Raw genomic sequence first — 17,104 nt, forward strand, 5'->3', positions numbered from 1 at the left:
GGTGCGGGGCCTGTCTGTTTTGGGCTTCGTTTCCCAAGCCAGTGTGATCTGGGCTTGGGGACGGGGCCCTTTTTGTTTTTGTTGTGACATGGTCGGCCGGCGGACCGACCCGTGTCCATGGACATAGGCATAGGCAGTGCCATGGCCAGCGGGTGCGGCGGGGCTTGGCCTTGGGCTGTACGGGGGTTGTTTCGTGAGCCATGCGGGTGTGCCCGGATGGCATGTAGGAGTTGTGAGCGTCCGCGTGGAGAGGGACAGGGACGGCGCGGGGAGTCCGTATGAAGTCTCGGCGTCTTGGAGGGCGCGGCCGGCTCTGCCGCCTGAGGGGCATGGCTGCTTCCTCGTAGATGCTGGCGTGGCCCGGTGCTTGCGCTGGTCTTTGCAGCCTGAAGTCTGTCCGGATGGGCTTTTACAGCCGACCGGCGGACTTCAGGGAGAGGTAGGCGTCGGCGAGGTCGGGGGCCAGGTGGGCCGGCGTGGAGTCGATGACCGTGATGCCGTGGCGGCGGAGGCGGTCGGCGGTGCGGCGGCGGGCGGCGCGGGTCTGCTCCGCGGCGGCGGCCGCGTATACGGCCTGCGGGGTGTGGCGGCCGTCGGCCAGTTTGTCGATGCGGGGATCGGCGACCGCCGCGACGATCAGTTCGTTCCGCTGAGTGAGGGTGGGGAGGAGGGGCAGCAGTGCTTCCTCCATGGGGGCCGTGTCGAGGCCGGTGAAGAGCACGATGAGGGAACGGCGTCCGGTGTGGCGGTGGATTGTCGCCGCCAGGCTGCGGGCGTCCGCTTCGACCAGCTCGGGTTCGAGGGGGGCGAGGGCGTCGGTGAGGGCCGGAAGGAGGTCGCGGGCGGTGCGGCCTTGTACGGAGGCGCGTACCCGGCGGTCGTAGGCGAGCAGGTCGACGTGATCGCCGGCGCGGGCGGCGAGAGCGGCGAGGAGCAGCGCGGCGTCCATGGAGGCGTCGAGGCGAGGGGTGTCGCCGACGCGGCCGGCAGAGGTGCGGCCGGTTTCCAGGACGAGGAGGATGCGCCGGTCGCGCTCGGGGCGCCAGGTGCGGACTGCGACGGTCTGCCGTCGGGCGGTGGCGCGCCAGTCGATGGAGCGGGTGTCGTCGCCCGGGGTGTAGTCGCGGAGGCTGTCGAATTCGGTGCCTTCGCCGCGGGTCAGGATGCTGGTGCGGCCGTCGAGTTCGCGGAGTCGGGCGAGCTTTGCGGGGAGGTGCTTGCGGCTGGTGAAGGGGGGCAGGACGCGCAGGGTCCAGGGGACGTGATGGCTGCCTTGGCGGGCGGCCAGGCCGAGGGGGCCGTAGGAGCGGACCGTGACGCGGACGGCGTGGTGGTCGCCGCGGCGGGTGGGGTGGAGGGTGGTGGTCAGGCGGCGGCGTTCACCACTGGGGACGCGGAGGGTGTGGCGGGAGGAGGGGATGTCGTTGCCGGGCTGGAACGAACTGGGGGGCCAGGCGTCGCGGATCTGGGCGCGCAGGGGACGGCGGTTGGGGTTGGTGAGGGTGAGGTGGATGTGGGCTTCGCCCGTTAGTCGAACGCTTGTGTCACCGGTTCGGGTGAAATGAAGCTTTCGCACTGGCGCGGCGAGCGCCAGATCGCACAAGATTGCTATCAGCAAGGCGAGTTGAACGGTGAGGATCCCGAGCCAGCTGGGCAGTACGAAGCCCACGACCAGGGCTCCGAGCGCGGAGACGAGAGCGGTGCGTCCGGTGAGGGCCACGGTCTTGCCTCAGCGGGGGACGGGGAGATGAGCGAGCACGGCGTTGATCACGGAGTCAGCGGTGACTCCTTCCATCTCGGCCTCGGGCCGAAGGTGCACGCGGTGCCGGAGCGTGGGGAGGGCCAGGGCCTTGACGTCGTCGGGCGTGACGTAGTCACGGCCGGTGAGCCAGGCCCAGGCACGTGAGGTGGAGAGCAGGGCGGTGGCTCCTCGGGGGGAGACGCCGAGAGACAGCGAGGGGGATTCGCGAGTGGCACGGCAGATATCGACGATGTAGCCGGTGACTTCGGGAGAGACGGCGGTCTTGGCGACCGCGGTCCGGGCGGCTTCGAGGTCGGCGGCGGAAGCGACCGGGCGGAGACCTGCCGCGTTCAGGTCGCGCGGGCTGAAGCCGGCCGCGTGACGGTTGAGGATGTCGATCTCGTCCTGCCGGGCGGGCAGGGGCACCGTCAGCTTCAGGAGGAAGCGGTCGAGCTGGGCTTCGGGGAGAGGGTAAGTGCCCTCGTATTCCATGGGGTTCTGCGTGGCGGCGACGAGGAACGGCTCGGGGAGCGGACGGGGAGTGCCGTCGACGGTCACCTGGCGTTCTTCCATCGCCTCGAGCAGGGACGCCTGGGTCTTGGGTGGCGTGCGGTTGATTTCGTCGGCGAGCAGGAGGTTGGTGAAGACCGGGCCGGGCTGGAAGGAGAACTCGGCGTTGCGGGTGTCGTAGACCAGCGAGCCGGTGACGTCACTGGGCATCAGGTCGGGGGTGAACTGGACGCGCTTGGTGTCGAGTTCGAGGACCGTGGACAGGGCGCGTACGAGCAGGGTCTTGGCGACGCCGGGGACTCCTTCGAGGAGTACGTGACCGCGGCAGAGCAGCGCGACGACCAGACCGGTGACGGCGGGGTCCTGACCTACCACGGCCTTGGCTATCTCGGTGCGCAGTTCTTCAAGTGAGGCTCGGGCGCTGTCAGCGGTCGGGGTGCTCACGGGGTGCGTGCCTCTCATGGGAAACGATCGAGTTCTCAAGTGTGTCGAGTTGGTCGGCCAGGTGCACCAGGGCTTTGTCGTCCGCCGGGGTGGGACCGAAGAGCAGAGCGTGGAGGTCGGTCGTGGCCAGGGGGGCGGCGGCCAAGTGGGTGCGGATGGCCGGGAGAAGGAGGTCGGGGGTGTGGGCGTGCGTGGGGGGCACGCCGATGAGGGGGGCGAGCCGGGTGCGGGTTGCGGAGCGCAGGACGGCTGAGGCCCGGTCGCGGGCGTGGGCCTGTTCGTAGAGACGGGCATGGCCCTCGGTGGTCTCGGCGGCCGGGACGGTGACCGGGAGACGCTCCGGCACCAGCGGGCCGAGCCGGCGGGCACGCCACAGGGCCGCGCAGCCGGCGGCGAGGGCGAGCTGGAGAAGGGCCCAGCGCCAGCCGGAGGGAATGAGGCCGAAGAAGCCCGGCTGCGCGTCCGGGGCGGCGGAGGACGGATCGCTGACGGAGGGGAGGTACCAGACCAGATGCTTGTGCGCACCGAGGAGTTGGAGGGCCAGCGAGGCGTTGCCTCGCTCGGCGAGGCGGTAGTTGTAGAGGAAATCGGCGGAGCCGAGGAGGACGGTGTCGCGAGCCTTGTGGGCGGCCGGGAGGCGCAGCAGGGAGGGGTAGCCGCCGGCGTCGTAGCAGCGGTCGGCGGCGGTGGCGGATGTGGTGTAGCGGATGCCGCCCAGGAGGACGTCGCCCGCGCGACGGGCGGCGGGCAGCGAACAGGCCGGCTCCCGTGGCGCGTTGCCGATCTGGGGCTCGGATCGGACGCCGGGCGCGAAGACCTGGAGCGACGCGAAGCCGGGCGAGAGGAGGATGGTGCGGCCGGGGGTGTGCGTAGTCGCCGCGTGGAGACCAGTCAGCTGATCGGAGGTCAGCACGTCGGGGGCGGTGACGAGGAGTGTGGAGTGCGGGCCGGCTGCGGCTGCGGCCTCCTCGGCGGTGGTCACGACCTGGGTGGTGATGCCGTGGGCGGTGAGGAGTTGGGCGAGCGCCCGGCTTCCGGTCCGGTCCGCGGAGCGCGGGTCGAGCCGGCCGTTGTGCTCGCCGGACTGCAGGGCGGCGAGGGTCAGTCCGCCGATGACGAGCAGCAGCAGTCCCAGCAGCACGCCCCGGGAGCGGGCCCACAGGCGGCGTGCGCTGCGACCGGGGACGGCGGTGGTGGTGGCCGTGGTCATCCGCGGCTCCTGGTCGGGGTGGCGGCCAGTTGGGGCTTGGCGCGCTGCAGCTCGGTGTCGAGGTCGGCCAGGAGGGCGTATGCCCGTTCGGTGCCGGGGCGGCCGCCGTATGCGACGTCGTCGAAGGTGCGGGCCGCTGTGCGGAGTTGTCCGGCGTTCGCGGGGAGGACCAGGCCGGCTTCGGTGGCGGCCTCGTCGGCGGTGCGGCCGGGGCCGGGCGTGAGCAGGGCGCGCTCTTCGAGGGCCAGGACGATGGCGCGCATCCGGTCCTGGATCGCCTCGTTCCAGTGGCCCTCGGTCGCGTGCCGGTCGGCGGCCGCACGGTGTTCGGCGGCGGTGCGGGGCGTATCGGTGAAGAGGGTGCTCCGTGTGGTCGGAGTGCGGCGTACCGCACCGAGCCGCAGCCGGAGGGCGACGATCAGTAGCAGCACGAACACGGCGATGGCGATGAGACCGGCCCAGCCGCCCGGGGTGGCCCCGGAGGCCTCATTGAAGAGCTCGCCGATGCGGTCCCAGAGCCAATCCAGGGCGCGCTGGAGCAGATTGGGGTCGTGCTGGTGGTACCGGGGATCGGACAGCTCGCGTTCCGCCGCCTCACGGGCGGCGTCGCGCGAGATCCCTACGGGTATGCCGTCGTCGGAGCGTGCGATGAGGCCGGCGAGCGCGGTGATCTTCCCCCCTGTGGTCACCGCATCAGCTTCCCGGTGCGGTGTCGGTCGGGCGCGGTCCGGGGATGCCGGGAGTGGCCTCCGTGGGCGTGCCAGGAGTGTCGGGCTTCTCGGTGGTGGCAGGCTCGGTCTTGTCCGGCGCTGCGCTCTCCGCCTCGGCGTCCTGGGTCTTCGTCAGCTGAATCTTCGTCGACTGAAGGTCTGTCGGCTGAGCGTCCGTCGGCTCTGCCGGCTCGGCGGGGGGCTGGGTGGACGGGGCGTCGGCGGCGGGCTGAGCGGCAGAGGCTGCGTCAGGAGCGGTCCTGGGGGCCGGGGTGCCGCCGGCGGCCGGGGGTGTGGCGGGCGCTTCGGGGGTGTAGCCGGGGAGGCCGGCGGCGCGGGCGAGTTCGAGGTCGAGTGCCTCGCGGCGGATGCGCTGGTCGACGTAGAGAAGCGCGGTGACGCCGGCGCTGATCGGGAAGGTGACCGCCGAGCTGATGACCGCGCCGATGCCCAGCACGATGAGGAACGGCCAGCCGGTGGAGTCGCTGGTGCCGTTCGCCCAGTCCATGAGGTTCTCGCCGCCTATCAGGAAGGCGATGAAGGTGGCCGGGATCTGGACGATGAACTCGACGATGACGATCAGCAGGTAGGCGAGGAGCTGGATGCCCAGCACCCGCCACCAGGCGCCGCGGACGAGCTTGGCGGAGCGCCGCATGGAGGCCGCGACGCCCTGCTTCTCCAGCATCAGGGCCGGGGAGGCGAGGCTGTAGCGGACCCACAGCCAGATGCTCACGACGGTGGCGGTGAGCACGCCGAGCATGGTGAGGAGGAGACCGACGTTGCTCGAGCCGTAGCTGGTGACGATGAGGCCCGGGGCCAGAGCGGCCGCGAAGACGGCGAAGACGATCAGAGGAAGCAGGACGAGCAGGCCGAGCAGGCGCGGGAGTTGGCCGCGGGCATCGCTCCAAGCTTCTCCGGCGGTCACCGAGCGGCCCAGGACCGCCCGGCTGATGATCATGGTCAGCATGCCGGTGGCGATGATCGTGGCGAGCAGTCCGATGAGCGTGGTGATGGCGGAGCCCGTGAGGGAGTCGGCCAATTCGCCCATGACCTGGCGCAACGGGGGTGCGGCACCGTCTTCGGGACTCAGTTGACGGTTGGAGCCGGGGAGCCACAGGCCGGTGACGAGCGTGATCGCGGTCTGCGAGACGAGTGCGACGACCAGCGAGATGCCGAGCACGGTGCGCCAGTGGGCGCGCATGGTGGTGATGGCGCCGTCGAGGATCTCACCCACGCCGAGCGGGCGGAGCGGAATGACGCCCGGCTTGGCGGCGGCCGGTATGCCGCCCCAACTGGGGCCGTTGCCCCAGGCACCCTGATTGCCGGGCCCCGGCGGGGTGGCCCAGCCGCCCGGGGCGGAGCCGGACGAGGCGCGGGTGCGGTCCCCGGCGCCCTGGGCGCCCGGTCCGCCCTGGCCGGGGATGCCGGCGGGGGCCGTCCACTGGCCGGCAGGCGGCTGGTTGCTGGACCAGTTCGGCGGGGCCGGCTGCTGGGCCGCGTCGGGGCGGTCTTCCGGGGCGGGCGGCTGGGTGGGCTGCTCCGAGGTGCCGCGGCCCGGCTCGTCGGAGGGAGAGGATCCGGGCGAGGCCCAGCCCGGAGAGTTGTTCATCGTCGCTCCTTCTTGCTGCCCGTCCGCCGGGGCGGGCGGGGTCCGGGGTCCGCGGTGTCGTTCATCGTGTCATGGCCGGTGGCGCTCTGTACCCGTGCCCTTCGAGGAAGGGGACCTTCTGTTCGGTGGGTGGTCGGCGGCAGACTGAGGGGATGGCTGATCGGCACGAGGTATCGGAGGCGGGCGTCGAGTCGCTCGCGGTCCCGTCGTTGCGCTGGGGGGAGTTGCCCGAGGGTCCGGTGGTGGTCTTGCTCGACCAGACCCGGCTCCCGGCGGAGGAGGTCGAGCTGGTTTGTACGGACGTACCGGCGTTGGTGCGGGCTATCCAGACGCTGGCCGTGCGCGGGGCGCCGCTGTTGGGCATCGCGGGTGCGTACGGCGTTGCGCTGGCCGCGGCGCGTGGATTCGACGTCGAGGAGGCGGCGGACGCACTGGCCAATGCCCGGCCGACCGCGGTCAACCTCGGCTACGGCGTCCGGCGCGCGGCCGAGGCGTACCGCAGGGCTGCGGCCGCCGGTGCCGGCGCGCAGGATGCGGCGGCGGCCGCGCTGGCCGAGGCGCGGGCCGTCCACGCTGAGGACATCGAGGCCAGTGCGCGCATGGCGGAGCACGGTCTGGAACTTCTGGGTGAGCTGCTGCCAGGCGGCGGGCACCGCATTCTCACGCACTGCAACACGGGCGCCCTGGTCTCCGGGGGAGAGGGGACCGCCCTGGCCGTGGCGCTGGCGGCGCACCGGGCCGGTGAGCTGCGGCGACTGTGGGTGGACGAGACCCGGCCACTGTTGCAGGGGGCGCGGCTGACCGCTTACGAGGCGGCGCGGGCCGGAATGGCGTACACGGTGCTGGCGGACGGCGCCGCGGGCTCGCTGTTCGCGGCCGGTGAGGTGGATGCGGTGCTCATCGGGGCGGACCGGATCGCGGCGGACGGCGCGGTCGCCAACAAGATCGGCAGCTATCCGCTGGCGGTGCTCGCCCGTCACCACCACGTTCCGTTCGTGGTGGTGGCCCCGACCAGCACGGTGGACCTGGAGACGGTGGACGGGGCCGGTATCGAGGTGGAGCAGCGGCCGGGCCATGAAGTGACGGAGTTCTCGTTGCCGCATCTGCAGGGCACCGGGGCGGTGGCAGGCGCCGGGATTCCGGTGGCCCCGCTGGGCTCGCTGGCCTACAACCCGGCCTTCGACGTCACGCCCGCCGAGTTGGTGACGGCGATCGTGACGGAGGCCGGAGTGGTGTCGCCGGTGAACCGCGAGCGGCTGGCGGACGTGTGTTCCGCCTCACGATGGAGAAAGTCACGATCAGGTAATGGGATGATGGCCGAATGAAGGGACGCGTCCTGGTCGTCGACGACGACACCGCACTGGCAGAGATGCTCGGCATCGTGCTGCGCGGCGAGGGCTTTGAACCGTCGTTCGTGTCGGACGGCGACAAGGCGCTCGCTGCGTTCCGCGAGACCAAGCCCGATCTTGTACTGCTCGACCTGATGCTGCCCGGACGGGACGGTATCGAGGTGTGTCGGCTGATCCGTGCCGAGTCGGGTGTGCCGATCGTCATGCTGACCGCCAAAAGCGACACGGTGGACGTCGTGGTCGGCCTCGAATCGGGCGCGGACGACTACGTCGTCAAGCCGTTCAAGCCCAAGGAACTGGTGGCCCGGATCCGGGCCAGGCTGCGGCGCTCGGAGGAGCCGGCCCCCGAGCAGCTGGCGATCGGGGACCTGGTCATCGACGTGGCGGGGCACTCCGTGAAGCGGGACGGTCAGTCGATCGCGCTGACCCCGCTGGAGTTCGACCTGCTGGTGGCGCTGGCGCGCAAACCGTGGCAGGTGTTCACCCGCGAGGTGCTCCTGGAGCAGGTCTGGGGCTACCGGCACGCCGCGGACACCCGGCTCGTCAACGTCCACGTGCAGCGGCTGCGCTCCAAGGTCGAGCGGGACCCGGAGCGGCCGGAGATCGTGGTGACCGTACGCGGCGTCGGCTACAAGGCCGGGCCCAGCTGAGATGCCCCGGGACGGTTCGGCCCCCGAGGGACAGCGGGGGCGCACCGTCGGCCCGGCGAGCGAAATGTCCTTTTCGGATCGTGTAGCGGCACGCTTGCTGCGCGGCGGGCAGCTGCTGCCCGACGGCGCGGTGAGCGGGCCGGTCCATCCCCTGCTGCGGCTCTTCAGCCGGTGGGTGCGGCGGCCGCTGCTGCCCGCGCTGCGCCTGTGGCGACGCAACATCCAGCTGCGGGTGGTCGCCACCACCCTGCTGATGTCGCTGGCCGTGGTGCTGCTGCTCGGCGTCGTGGTCGTCGGGCAGGTCCGCAACGGCCTGCTCACCGCCAAGGCACAGGCCGCCCAGAGCCAGGCCGTCGGCGGCTTCGAGGTCGCCCGGAAACTGGCCGACGGCGGCGACGACAACCACACCGACGACAACAGCCGCACCGCCAGTCGCGGCACCCAGGACTCGGCGACCTGGCTGACCGGCCTGGTCGAGCAGCTCGCCAGCGGCGGGCAGGGCGTGTTCTCGGTCGTCGCGCTCAGCTCCGACACCGACGAACCGTTCGGCGACTCCACCCCCGGCACCCGCGGACCCCGCGCCTCCGGGGACGTCGATCCCGAACGCAGCGTCCCCGTCGAACTGCGGCGGAAGCTGGACAGCAAGTCCGGCACGTTCCGCCAGTACACCCAGATCAAACGCATCGGGTCCAACGACGGCCTCCCCGCGTTGATCATCGGCAAGCGGCTCAACGACCTCAACGGCAACCAGTACCAGCTCTACTACCTCTTCCCGTTCAGCCAGGAAGAGGAGTCCCTCAAGCTCGTCACCGGGACGCTGGCGACCGCCGGAGTGTTCGTCGTGATCCTGCTCGGCGCCATCGCCTGGCTGGTGGTGCGGCAGGTCGTCACGCCCGTACGGATGGCCGCCGGGATCTCCGAGCGGCTGGCCGCCGGCCTCCTCCAGGAGCGGATGAAGGTCACCGGCGAGGACGACATCGCCCGGCTCGGCGAGTCCTTCAACAAGATGGCCCAGAACCTCCAGGTCAAGATCCAGCAGTTGGAGGAGCTGTCCCGGATGCAGCGGCGGTTCGTCTCCGACGTCTCGCACGAGCTCCGCACCCCGCTCACGACCGTACGGATGGCCGCCGACGTCATCCACGAGGTGCGGGACGAGTTCGACCCCGCCACCGCGCGCTCCGCGGAACTGCTGCGCGGCCAGCTCGACCGCTTCGAGTCGCTCCTCGCCGAGCTGCTGGAGATCAGCCGGTTCGACGCGGGTGCCGCGGCCCTGGAAGCCGAACCGGTCGACCTGCGCGACGTGGTCCACCGCGTCATCGAAGGCGCCGAACCGCTCGCCGAACGCAAGGGCGGCCGCATAGTGGTGCGCGGCGCCGAACACCCCGTCATGGCCGAGGCCGACCCCCGGCGGGTGGAGCGGATCCTGCGCAACCTCGTCGTCAACGCCGTCGAGCACGGCGAGGGCCGCGACGTCGTGGTCCGGCTCGCGTCCGCCGGCGGCCGCAGCGACGGCGCGGTCGCCGTCGCGGTGCGGGACTACGGCGTCGGCCTCAAGCCCGGCGAGGCGACCCGGGTCTTCAACCGCTTCTGGCGCGCGGACCCGGCCCGGGCCCGTACGACCGGCGGCACCGGACTCGGCCTGTCCATCGCCATCGAGGACGCCCGGCTGCACGGCGGCTGGCTGCAGGCGTGGGGCGAGCCGGGCGGCGGCTCCCAGTTCCGGCTGACGCTGCCCCGTACGGCCGGCGAAACGCTGCGCGGCTCCCCGATCCCCCTGGAGCCCGAGGACTCACGGCGCAACCGCGGCCTGGACGAGCACGGACGGCCCCGCCCCGGTACGGGCCGCGCGGCGTCCACCATCCCGGCACAGCCCCGCCCCGGCGCACAGCCCGCCGCGGCCCGATCCACGACACCCCCGGCGGCGCTGCCCCCCGGCGACAGTCCCCGTGCGGTGCCCCAGCAGGCCACCGCGCGCAAGTCCGCGCGCACGGGCGGCGACAGCGTCCACGACGACGCCACCCCGGACGCGGGTACGCCCGCTGCCCCCGGCGCGCACGGCGGTGCGGCCCCCGACAGCACGGAGCAGAAGAACGAACGCGGCGCGGAGCGGGAAGGCGGACGGCGTGGGCGCTGAGCACGGAGACGAGCGCGCGGCGCGCACCCCGCGGTTCCACCGGCGCGCGCCCCGGGGCACCCGCGCCGCACTCACGGGACGCAACACCGTCCTGCTGGGCTGCGCCGGGGCGCTGCTGGCCGGCTGCGCGTCCATGCCGGACAGCGGCGACGTCACGGCCGCCGACCCGTCCCCGCGCGCCGACGGCGACTCGCAGGTGCGGGTCTACGGCGTGCCCCCGCAGGACGGCGCCCAGCCCACCAACATCGTGCGCAGCTTCCTCGACGCGACCACCAGCGACGAGGCGGACTTCCGCACCGCCAGGATGTACCTGGCCAAATCGGCGAAGCAGACTTGGCGCCCGTTCCTGGCCACCAATGTGCTCCAGGAGCGGCCGAAGTCCGAGCCGGAGACCCAGTCCAGCCGCGAGGACGCCAACGGCTACACCGTCACGCTCGCCGGCAGCCAGGTGGCGAAGGTGGACGCCAACCACGCCTACACCCCCGAGGAGAAGCCGTACCGCGAGACGATCCACCTCATCAAGGAGGGGGACCAGTGGCGCATCGACCGGCTGCCCGACGGGCTGGTGCTGGGGCAGTCCGACTTCCAGCGCATCTATCGCTCCGTCAACAAGTACTACTTCGCGTCCTACAAGTCCGAGTCGGACGACCCCAAGGCGGGCAAGAACGTGCTCGTCGCCGACCCGGTCTACCTGCGGCAGCGGATAAAGCCGATCACGTCCAGTGTGGAGGCGCTGCTCACCGGGCCCACCGACTGGCTGGACCGGGTGACGACTTCGGCGTTCCCGCCCGGCACCCGGCTCGCCGCCCGTGACCTGTCGCTGGACGACGCCAACGCACTGCAGGTCAAGCTCAGCAAGCAGGCGGTCAACACCGACACCGCCCAGTGCAAGCGGATGGCGGCTCAGCTCTTCTTCACCGTCCAGGACATGACGCGGGCCTCCAGGATCAGCCAGGTGGAGCTCCAGGATCCGAACGGCAACTCGCTGTGCGCGCTGACCCAGGACCAGGCCGAGCAGGACTTCGCCGCACCCGGCCACTCCGGCCGCTCCGGCAAGGAGTACTTCATCGACGCGGAACACCGCGTCGTCGCGATGTCGGACACTGCCGGCGAACCGACGCCGGTGCGCGGGCCGTTCGGCACCGGGAAGACCCCGCTGCGCTCGGTCGCCATCTCGCGCGGGGAGACCACCGCGGCCGGGGTGTCGGGCGACGGCCGGTATCTGTACGTGTCCGGGCTGGAGGACGGCGTCGAACGCGCGGGGCCGCTGCTGACCAGCGCCAGTACGGCCAAGAGCGCCGACGAGGGGCTGACCGCGCCGAGTTGGGACGGGCTGGGCGACCTGTGGATCGCCGACCGTGACGCGCACCGCTCGCGGCTGCTGCGGATGCGCGAGGGCAAGGGCGACCCCGAGGAGGTCTCGGTGCCCGGCCTCGGCGGGCGGCGGATCAAGGCGATCAAGGTGGCCGCGGACGGCATACGGATCGCGATCCTGGTGGAGGACAAGGGCCGGACGACGCTCCAGCTTGGCCGGGTCGAGCGGGACGGCACCTCCGTGCATCCGACGCTGTCGGTGCAGGAACTGCGGCCGATCGCACCCCAGTTGGAGGACGTGGTGGCGGCGTCCTGGGCGGGCGGCAGCCGGCTGGTGGTCGTCGGCCGGGAAGCCGGCGGGGTGCAGCAGATGCAGTACATGGAGACCGACGGCTCGGCGTCCGACGCACAGACCCTGCCCGGGGTCAACGGCGTCAAGGCGGTGGCGGCCTCGGAGGACGAGACCCGCCCGCTGATCGCGGACGCCGCGGAGGGCATAGTCCGGCTGCCGCAGGACTCCAACTGGAAGACGGTGGCCAAGGACGGGACGGCGCCGGTCTATCCGGGGTGAGCGCGGGTGTGGCGACGGCCTGTACGGGGACGGGCGCGGGGCGGCGTTGGTTCGTCCGTCGGCCCCGGCGAGGGCCGGGGCGGTGGCCGAGCGCCTGGTGGGGCGCGGATCGGGACGGCCTCGGGTGTCGGGCTCCTGGACGGCCCTAGGTGCCGGGTTCCGGGACGGCGCTGTGTCGGCTTGTCCGGGAGGGCGGGTGTGGACCGTTCGTCGGGATTCGGATCCAGCACGAGCCGGGTGCGGGCGCGGGTGCCGCTGGTTCGTTCGGGAGGGGCGCGGGGCAGGCCCGGGTGTGCCCGGGTGAGGCGTGTGCCGGGGCGAGGGCGCGCGGGTGCGGTGTCTCCGGCCGCGGGGTCGGCTGCTTCGGCGTAGTTATCCACAGGGGTGGTGGCCGGGCTCCCACGACGCGACAGTGGAGTCATGAGGGGGGTGTGGCGAGAGCTCGCGGGCCTGGTGCTGCCGGTCGACTGTGCGGGGTGTGGCCGGCCGCGTACGGAGCTGTGTACGGGGTGTCGTCGGGCGCTGTGGCGCGATGGGCGTGGCGCGGGGGAGGTAAGGCCGAGGCCGGTGCCGGCGGGGCTGCCGCGGGTGTGGGCCGGTGCGCCGTACGCCGATGAGGTTCGCGCCGTGCTGCTGGCCCACAAGGAGCGCGGCGCGCTGCGGCTGGCCGCGCCACTGGGGGCAGTGCTGGCGGGGGCGGTGCGGGGGGTGGGGGGAGGGGGTGGCCCCCTCCTGCTGGTGCCGGTGCCGTCCGCGCGGAGGGCGGTGGCCGGTCGTGGCCATGATCCCGTGCGCAGGATCGCGTTGGCGGCCTCCGGCGAGCTGCGGCGGGTGGGTGCCGGCGCACGGGTGGTCGGCGTGCTGCGGCAGCGTCGTGCGGTGGTCGATCAAGCGGGGCTGGATGCCCGGCAGCGCCTCGCGAACGTCGACGGTGCCCTGGAGGTGCCGGGTGCGGTCGGGAGGCTGCTGACGGGGCTGCCGGTGGTGCTGGTGGACGATCTGGTGACGACGGGGGCCACGCTCGCCGAGGCGGCACGGGCGGTCCGGGCTGCCGGTGGCCGGGTGTCGGGTGCCGCGGTGGTGGCCGCCTCCCGCAGTTCTTTCCTTTTCAACAGAAGCTGAGGGGGCCTGAGTCCGGCCAAAGAAGCGACGGTGGTCGGCCACAAGACAGGCAGAGGGTCGCAGGGCGCAAGGGTGCCCGTGCCTCTTGTGGATGGGGCAGGCCGCCGTGTTCCGCTCCGGGCGGGTGGCCGCCCGCCTTCCGGGCCGTCGCGGTCCACCCTGACGTGTCGATCGTTCGACCGGCCTGTCGTGACGGGGGCCCGGATGCATGGATCGATCGACCGGCCGGACCGCCCCCCCTGGCGCGCCAGGGGGGCCGTGGCGGCGGCCGGTGCCGCCGTCCGAGGGAAAGGACGTCCCGGGGCGTTGACCGGCGGAGAGGGGCCTCGGGCGGCCGTCTGGGCGCCCCTGCGGGAAGCGGGCGAAGGGGAACCGGGTGGGGTGGCAAGTCGTTGCTGGTAGTGAGCGCCGAATTTCACTCAAATGGAGCTGGTCGTGGCGAGGGGGTGCCGACACCCGTCCAGTAGAGCTATGTTCGGTTGTGAGGACTTGGCGGACGCTTTGCCTCCGATGTCGTGTTGCATGCTTTTCAGGGTTTTTCGGCGATTCTGAAAACGTGGGAATGGAGATCTCGTCCCTGGGGGAGGAGGAGGTGAAAGTCGCCAGTCCGAGGCTTCGGCACCCACCGGAGCCTGGTGCAAGAAGGAGCTGCTCCGCTTGCTGAGCGGGGCGATCCGGGAACGGAGTTCTGCGTGGACATCGTCGTCAAGGGCCGCAAGACCGAGGTGCCCGAGCGGTTCCGCAAGCACGTGGCCGAGAAGCTGAAGCTGGACAAAGTCCAGAAGCTCGACGGCAAGGTGATCAGCCTGGACGTCGAGGTGTCCAAGGAGCCCAACCCGCGGCAGGCCGACCGTTCCGACCGAGTGGAGATCACGCTCCGCTCCCGTGGCCCGGTGGTCCGGGCCGAGGCGGCCGCAGCCGACCCGTACGCCGCGCTGGATCTGGCAACAGCCAAGCTGGAGGCGCGCCTGCGGAAGCAGCACGACAAGCGTCATTCGCGCCGTGGCAACGGCCGTATCCCGGCGAGTGAGGTCGCGATGACCGTCCCCGACGCGGCACGACTGAACGGCCACGGCCTGACGGCCGCGGAGGAGGCCGCTCAGCAGGACAAGGTGCCGACCACCCGGATGGGATCGCTGGAGATCCAGGGCGAAGGGCCCGTGGTCGTCCGCGAGAAGACCCACTCGGCCGCGCCGATGGCGCTTGACCAGGCGCTCTACGAGATGGAGTTGGTCGGACACGACTTCTATCTCTTCGTCGACGCCGAGACCAAGCAACCGAGTGTCGTCTACCGGCGGCACGCTTACGACTACGGCGTCATCCACTTGAATTCCGACGCGTTCGGAGAGGAATCACCCGGCGGCGCAGGCGGCGCGCTGGGTGGCTGACCCCCACCCGTTCGGTGCCCCCGGCGCACGCCCGGGGGCACCATCGTGCCTGCAGGAGGCTGGAGTTGAAGCCGTATAGTGTTTGTGCCAGCCGGGGAGTATGTGGACGCGAAACGGCGACATACCGGGGAGACGGTCGTATGGCATTGATCGGGCCGGCCGAAATGGGCTGTTGTCAACCAGCCTTATATCCAAACTCTGGCCCTTCGGCCGAGTAGTTGACGGGGAGGAAGCATGGGGGAGAGTTTCGGGCCCACGCGGGGTGACGCGGACGGCGACGTCTGCGGTGTGGGGGCCGACGACGGGGGCGGTGCCGCGCGGGTGCCGCGCAAGGAGCCGATTCGGGTCCTCGTCGTGGACGATCATGCGCTCTTCCGTCGCGGTCTGGAGATCGTGCTGGCGCAGGAGGAGGACATCCAGGTCGTCGGCGAGGCGGGCGACGGTGCGGAGGCGGTCGACAAGGCCGCCGACCTGCTGCCCGACATCGTGCTGATGGACGTCCGGATGCCCCGGCGCGGTGGGATCGAGGCGTGTACCTCCATCAAGGAGGTGGCCCCCAGCGCGAAGATCATCATGCTGACGATCAGTGACGAAGAGGCCGATCTCTACGACGCGATCAAGGCGGGTGCCACCGGCTACCTCCTCAAGGAGATCTCCACCGACGAGGTGGCCACCGCGATCCGGGCCGTCGCGGACGGGCAGTCGCAGATCAGCCCGTCGATGGCGTCCAAGCTCCTGACGGAGTTCAAGTCGATGATCCAGCGCACCGACGAGCGTCGTCTGGTGCCGGCGCCCCGGCTCACCGATCGGGAGCTGGAGGTCCTCAAACTCGTTGCCACGGGCATGAACAACCGCGATATCGCCAAGGAGTTGTTCATCTCCGAGAACACCGTCAAGAACCACGTGCGCAACATCCTGGAGAAGCTCCAGTTGCATTCCCGGATGGAAGCCGTGGTGTATGCGATGCGGGAGAAGATTCTCGAAATCCGGTGAAGCCGGGGGCCGGGTGCCCCCGGATTGGCGTCGGATTGTCGGTGGTTTGCGGCCGGTGCCGGGGCTTGCGGGTCAGGCCGTGGTGTCCTCCTCGGGGCCGGTCTCGTCGGTGCGGGTGAGTTCGGCGCGCAGGGCGGTGACCAGTCGCGGGTCGTCGCAGCGCTCGACGCGGACGCTGTCGCAGCCCACCCAGGCGGCGGCCTCGCGCAGTGCCTCGGCCATGGGGCGGACGGCCTTGGAACTCTGGAGCGAGAGCTGGCGGGCGACCAGGGTGCCGCCCTCGCGGGCCGGGTCGACGCGGCCGACCAGCTTGCCGCCGGCCAGCAGGGGCATGGCGAAGTAGCCGTGTATCCGCCGGGGCTTGGGGACGTAGGCCTCCAGGCGGTGGGTGAAGCCGAAGATCCGTTCCGTCCGCGGGCGGTCCCAGATGAGGGAGTCGAACGGGGAGAGCAGGGTCGTGCGGTGCCGGCCGCGGGGCGCTGCGGCGAGCGCCTCCGGGTCCGCCCAGGCGGGCTTGGCCCAGCCCTCGACCGTCACCGGCACCAGCCCGGTGTCCTCGATGACGGCGTCCACCTGCTCGCCCTTGAGGCGGTGGTAGTCGGCGAGGTCCGCGCGGGTGGCCACACCCATCGCGGCGCCGGCCTGGGCGACCAGGCGCCGTATGCACGCGGTGTCGTCGAGGTCGTCGTGGAGCAGCGGATCGGGGACGGCGCGCTCGGCGAGGTCGTAGATCCGCTTCCAGCCGCGGCGTTCGGTGCAGACCACGTCGCCGGTGTCCAGCAGCCATTCCACGGCGATCTTGGTTTCGGACCAGTCCCACCACTCCCCGCCGTTCCGGCCGCCGCCCAGCTGGGAGGTGGTGAGCGGGCCGTCGGCCTTGAGGCGGTCCAGGACGGCGGCGCAGGAGCGCGCGGAGTCCTTCATGACGTGCCAGCGGTGGCCCTTGGCGCGCCGGGCGCGGCGGCGGAAGGCGAAGTGCGGCCACTCCTCGATGGGCAGGATGCAGGCCGCGTGCGACCAGTACTCGAAGCTGTGCGGCCGGGCCGGGGCGTCGGCCTCGGGGCTCGCCGACCAGTAGGCGCTCTCCACGGCGGAGCGGCCGACCGCGCCGAGCCGGGCGTAGGGGACCAGCTCGTGGGAGCGGGCGAGCACGGAGATCGTGTCGAGCTGGACCGCGCCCAGGCGGCGCAGCGTCCCGCGGACGCCGGCCCGGCGGTCCGGGGCGCCGAGCAGGCCCTGGGCCCGCAGTGCCATCCGCCGGGCCTCGTCGGCGGACAGGGCGGTCACGGGGCGTGGTGCGGGCTGTCGCTGCGTCACTGCGGTCATGTCGCACAGCGTAGGGGCGGGTACTGACAATGC

At 71.8% G+C, this 17,104-nt stretch carries 13 protein-coding genes; 7 read left to right on the forward strand and 6 right to left on the reverse strand.

Annotation, left to right across the window (positions count from 1 at the left end; translation table 11 throughout):
- Positions 1-409: 409 nt before the first annotated feature.
- The 5 genes from CG747_RS27650 to CG747_RS27670 are packed head-to-tail and all read right to left on the reverse strand — an operon-like array spanning position 410 to position 6,224.
- Complete coding sequence (locus CG747_RS27650) at positions 410-1,720, reverse strand: DUF58 domain-containing protein (RefSeq protein WP_100604565.1); 1,311 nt, start codon at positions 1,718-1,720, stop codon at positions 410-412.
- Positions 1,721-1,729: 9 nt separating this feature from the next.
- The gene (locus tag CG747_RS27655; protein WP_100604566.1) at positions 1,730-2,713 is read right to left on the reverse strand and encodes a MoxR family ATPase; all 984 of its coding nucleotides are present in this window, start codon (positions 2,711-2,713) and stop codon (positions 1,730-1,732) included.
- Entirely contained in the window at positions 2,676-3,905 is a 1,230-nt protein-coding gene (locus CG747_RS27660) for a DUF4350 domain-containing protein (RefSeq protein WP_100604567.1), read from the reverse strand. Before CG747_RS27660 ends, CG747_RS27655 begins: the two co-directional genes overlap by 38 nt.
- Positions 3,902-4,594 (reverse strand): DUF4129 domain-containing protein, encoded by a 693-nt coding sequence (locus CG747_RS27665; RefSeq protein WP_100604568.1) that lies wholly within the window; start codon positions 4,592-4,594, stop codon positions 3,902-3,904. The genes CG747_RS27660 and CG747_RS27665 overlap by 4 nt, the downstream gene beginning before the upstream one ends.
- 4 nt (positions 4,595-4,598) lie before the next feature.
- Positions 4,599-6,224 carry a hypothetical protein gene (locus tag CG747_RS27670; RefSeq protein ID WP_100604569.1) on the reverse strand — a complete coding sequence of 542 codons (1,626 nt, stop codon included), beginning with the start codon at positions 6,222-6,224 and terminating at the stop codon, positions 4,599-4,601.
- Positions 6,225-6,376: 152 nt separating this feature from the next.
- Between CG747_RS27670 and mtnA the strand changes: the two genes are divergently transcribed.
- The 7 genes from mtnA to CG747_RS27705 all read left to right on the forward strand — a co-directional run bounded on the left by mtnA (position 6,377) and on the right by CG747_RS27705 (position 15,745).
- Positions 6,377-7,549, forward strand: coding sequence for an S-methyl-5-thioribose-1-phosphate isomerase (gene mtnA / locus CG747_RS27675; RefSeq protein WP_100604570.1), 1,173 nt, complete (start codon positions 6,377-6,379; stop codon positions 7,547-7,549).
- Positions 7,546-8,223, forward strand: coding sequence for a two-component system response regulator MtrA (gene mtrA, locus CG747_RS27680; RefSeq protein ID WP_018542117.1), 678 nt, complete (start codon positions 7,546-7,548; stop codon positions 8,221-8,223). Before mtnA ends, mtrA begins: the two co-directional genes overlap by 4 nt.
- A 1-nt stretch (position 8,224) precedes the next feature.
- Positions 8,225-10,357, forward strand: a complete 2,133-nt coding sequence (mtrB, locus tag CG747_RS27685; RefSeq protein WP_374701823.1) for an MtrAB system histidine kinase MtrB — start codon at positions 8,225-8,227, stop codon at positions 10,355-10,357.
- Positions 10,347-12,242 carry an LpqB family beta-propeller domain-containing protein gene (locus tag CG747_RS27690; protein WP_100604572.1) on the forward strand — a complete coding sequence of 632 codons (1,896 nt, stop codon included), beginning with the start codon at positions 10,347-10,349 and terminating at the stop codon, positions 12,240-12,242. The genes mtrB and CG747_RS27690 overlap by 11 nt, the downstream gene beginning before the upstream one ends.
- Positions 12,243-12,869: 627 nt before the next feature.
- Complete coding sequence (locus CG747_RS27695) at positions 12,870-13,364, forward strand: phosphoribosyltransferase family protein (RefSeq protein ID WP_308303805.1); 495 nt, start codon at positions 12,870-12,872, stop codon at positions 13,362-13,364.
- Between the two features lie 692 nt (positions 13,365-14,056).
- The gene (gene hpf, locus CG747_RS27700) at positions 14,057-14,752 is read left to right on the forward strand and encodes a ribosome hibernation-promoting factor, HPF/YfiA family (protein ID WP_100604574.1); all 696 of its coding nucleotides are present in this window, start codon (positions 14,057-14,059) and stop codon (positions 14,750-14,752) included.
- 234 nt (positions 14,753-14,986) lie between these two features.
- Positions 14,987-15,745, forward strand: coding sequence for a response regulator transcription factor (locus CG747_RS27705; RefSeq protein ID WP_100604575.1), 759 nt, complete (start codon positions 14,987-14,989; stop codon positions 15,743-15,745).
- A 72-nt stretch (positions 15,746-15,817) separates the two neighbouring features.
- Here the strand turns inward: CG747_RS27705 and CG747_RS27710 are convergent, their stop codons facing one another.
- A complete protein-coding gene (locus CG747_RS27710; protein WP_100604576.1) occupies positions 15,818-17,071 on the reverse strand; it encodes a winged helix-turn-helix domain-containing protein in 1,254 nt (417 codons plus the stop codon).
- Between the last annotated feature and the right edge of the window lie 33 nt (positions 17,072-17,104).

This window comes from Streptomyces sp. CB02959, from assembly GCF_002803155.1.
In the GTDB taxonomy this organism is placed as follows: Bacteria; Actinomycetota; Actinomycetes; order Streptomycetales; family Streptomycetaceae; genus Streptomyces.

Coding starts and splice junctions, on each gene's coding strand:
- CG747_RS27705 (WP_100604575.1), top strand. CDS start 14,987: ATGGGGGAGAGTTTCGGGCCCACGCGGGGTGACGCGGACGGCGACGTC.
- CG747_RS27710 (WP_100604576.1), bottom strand. CDS start 17,071: ATGACCGCAGTGACGCAGCGACAGCCCGCACCACGCCCCGTGACCGCC.
- mtrB (WP_374701823.1), top strand. CDS start 8,225: ATGCCCCGGGACGGTTCGGCCCCCGAGGGACAGCGGGGGCGCACCGTC.
- CG747_RS27655 (WP_100604566.1), bottom strand. CDS start 2,713: ATGAGAGGCACGCACCCCGTGAGCACCCCGACCGCTGACAGCGCCCGA.
- CG747_RS27670 (WP_100604569.1), bottom strand. CDS start 6,224: ATGAACAACTCTCCGGGCTGGGCCTCGCCCGGATCCTCTCCCTCCGAC.
- mtrA (WP_018542117.1), top strand. CDS start 7,546: ATGAAGGGACGCGTCCTGGTCGTCGACGACGACACCGCACTGGCAGAG.
- mtnA (WP_100604570.1), top strand. CDS start 6,377: ATGGCTGATCGGCACGAGGTATCGGAGGCGGGCGTCGAGTCGCTCGCG.
- CG747_RS27660 (WP_100604567.1), bottom strand. CDS start 3,905: ATGACCACGGCCACCACCACCGCCGTCCCCGGTCGCAGCGCACGCCGC.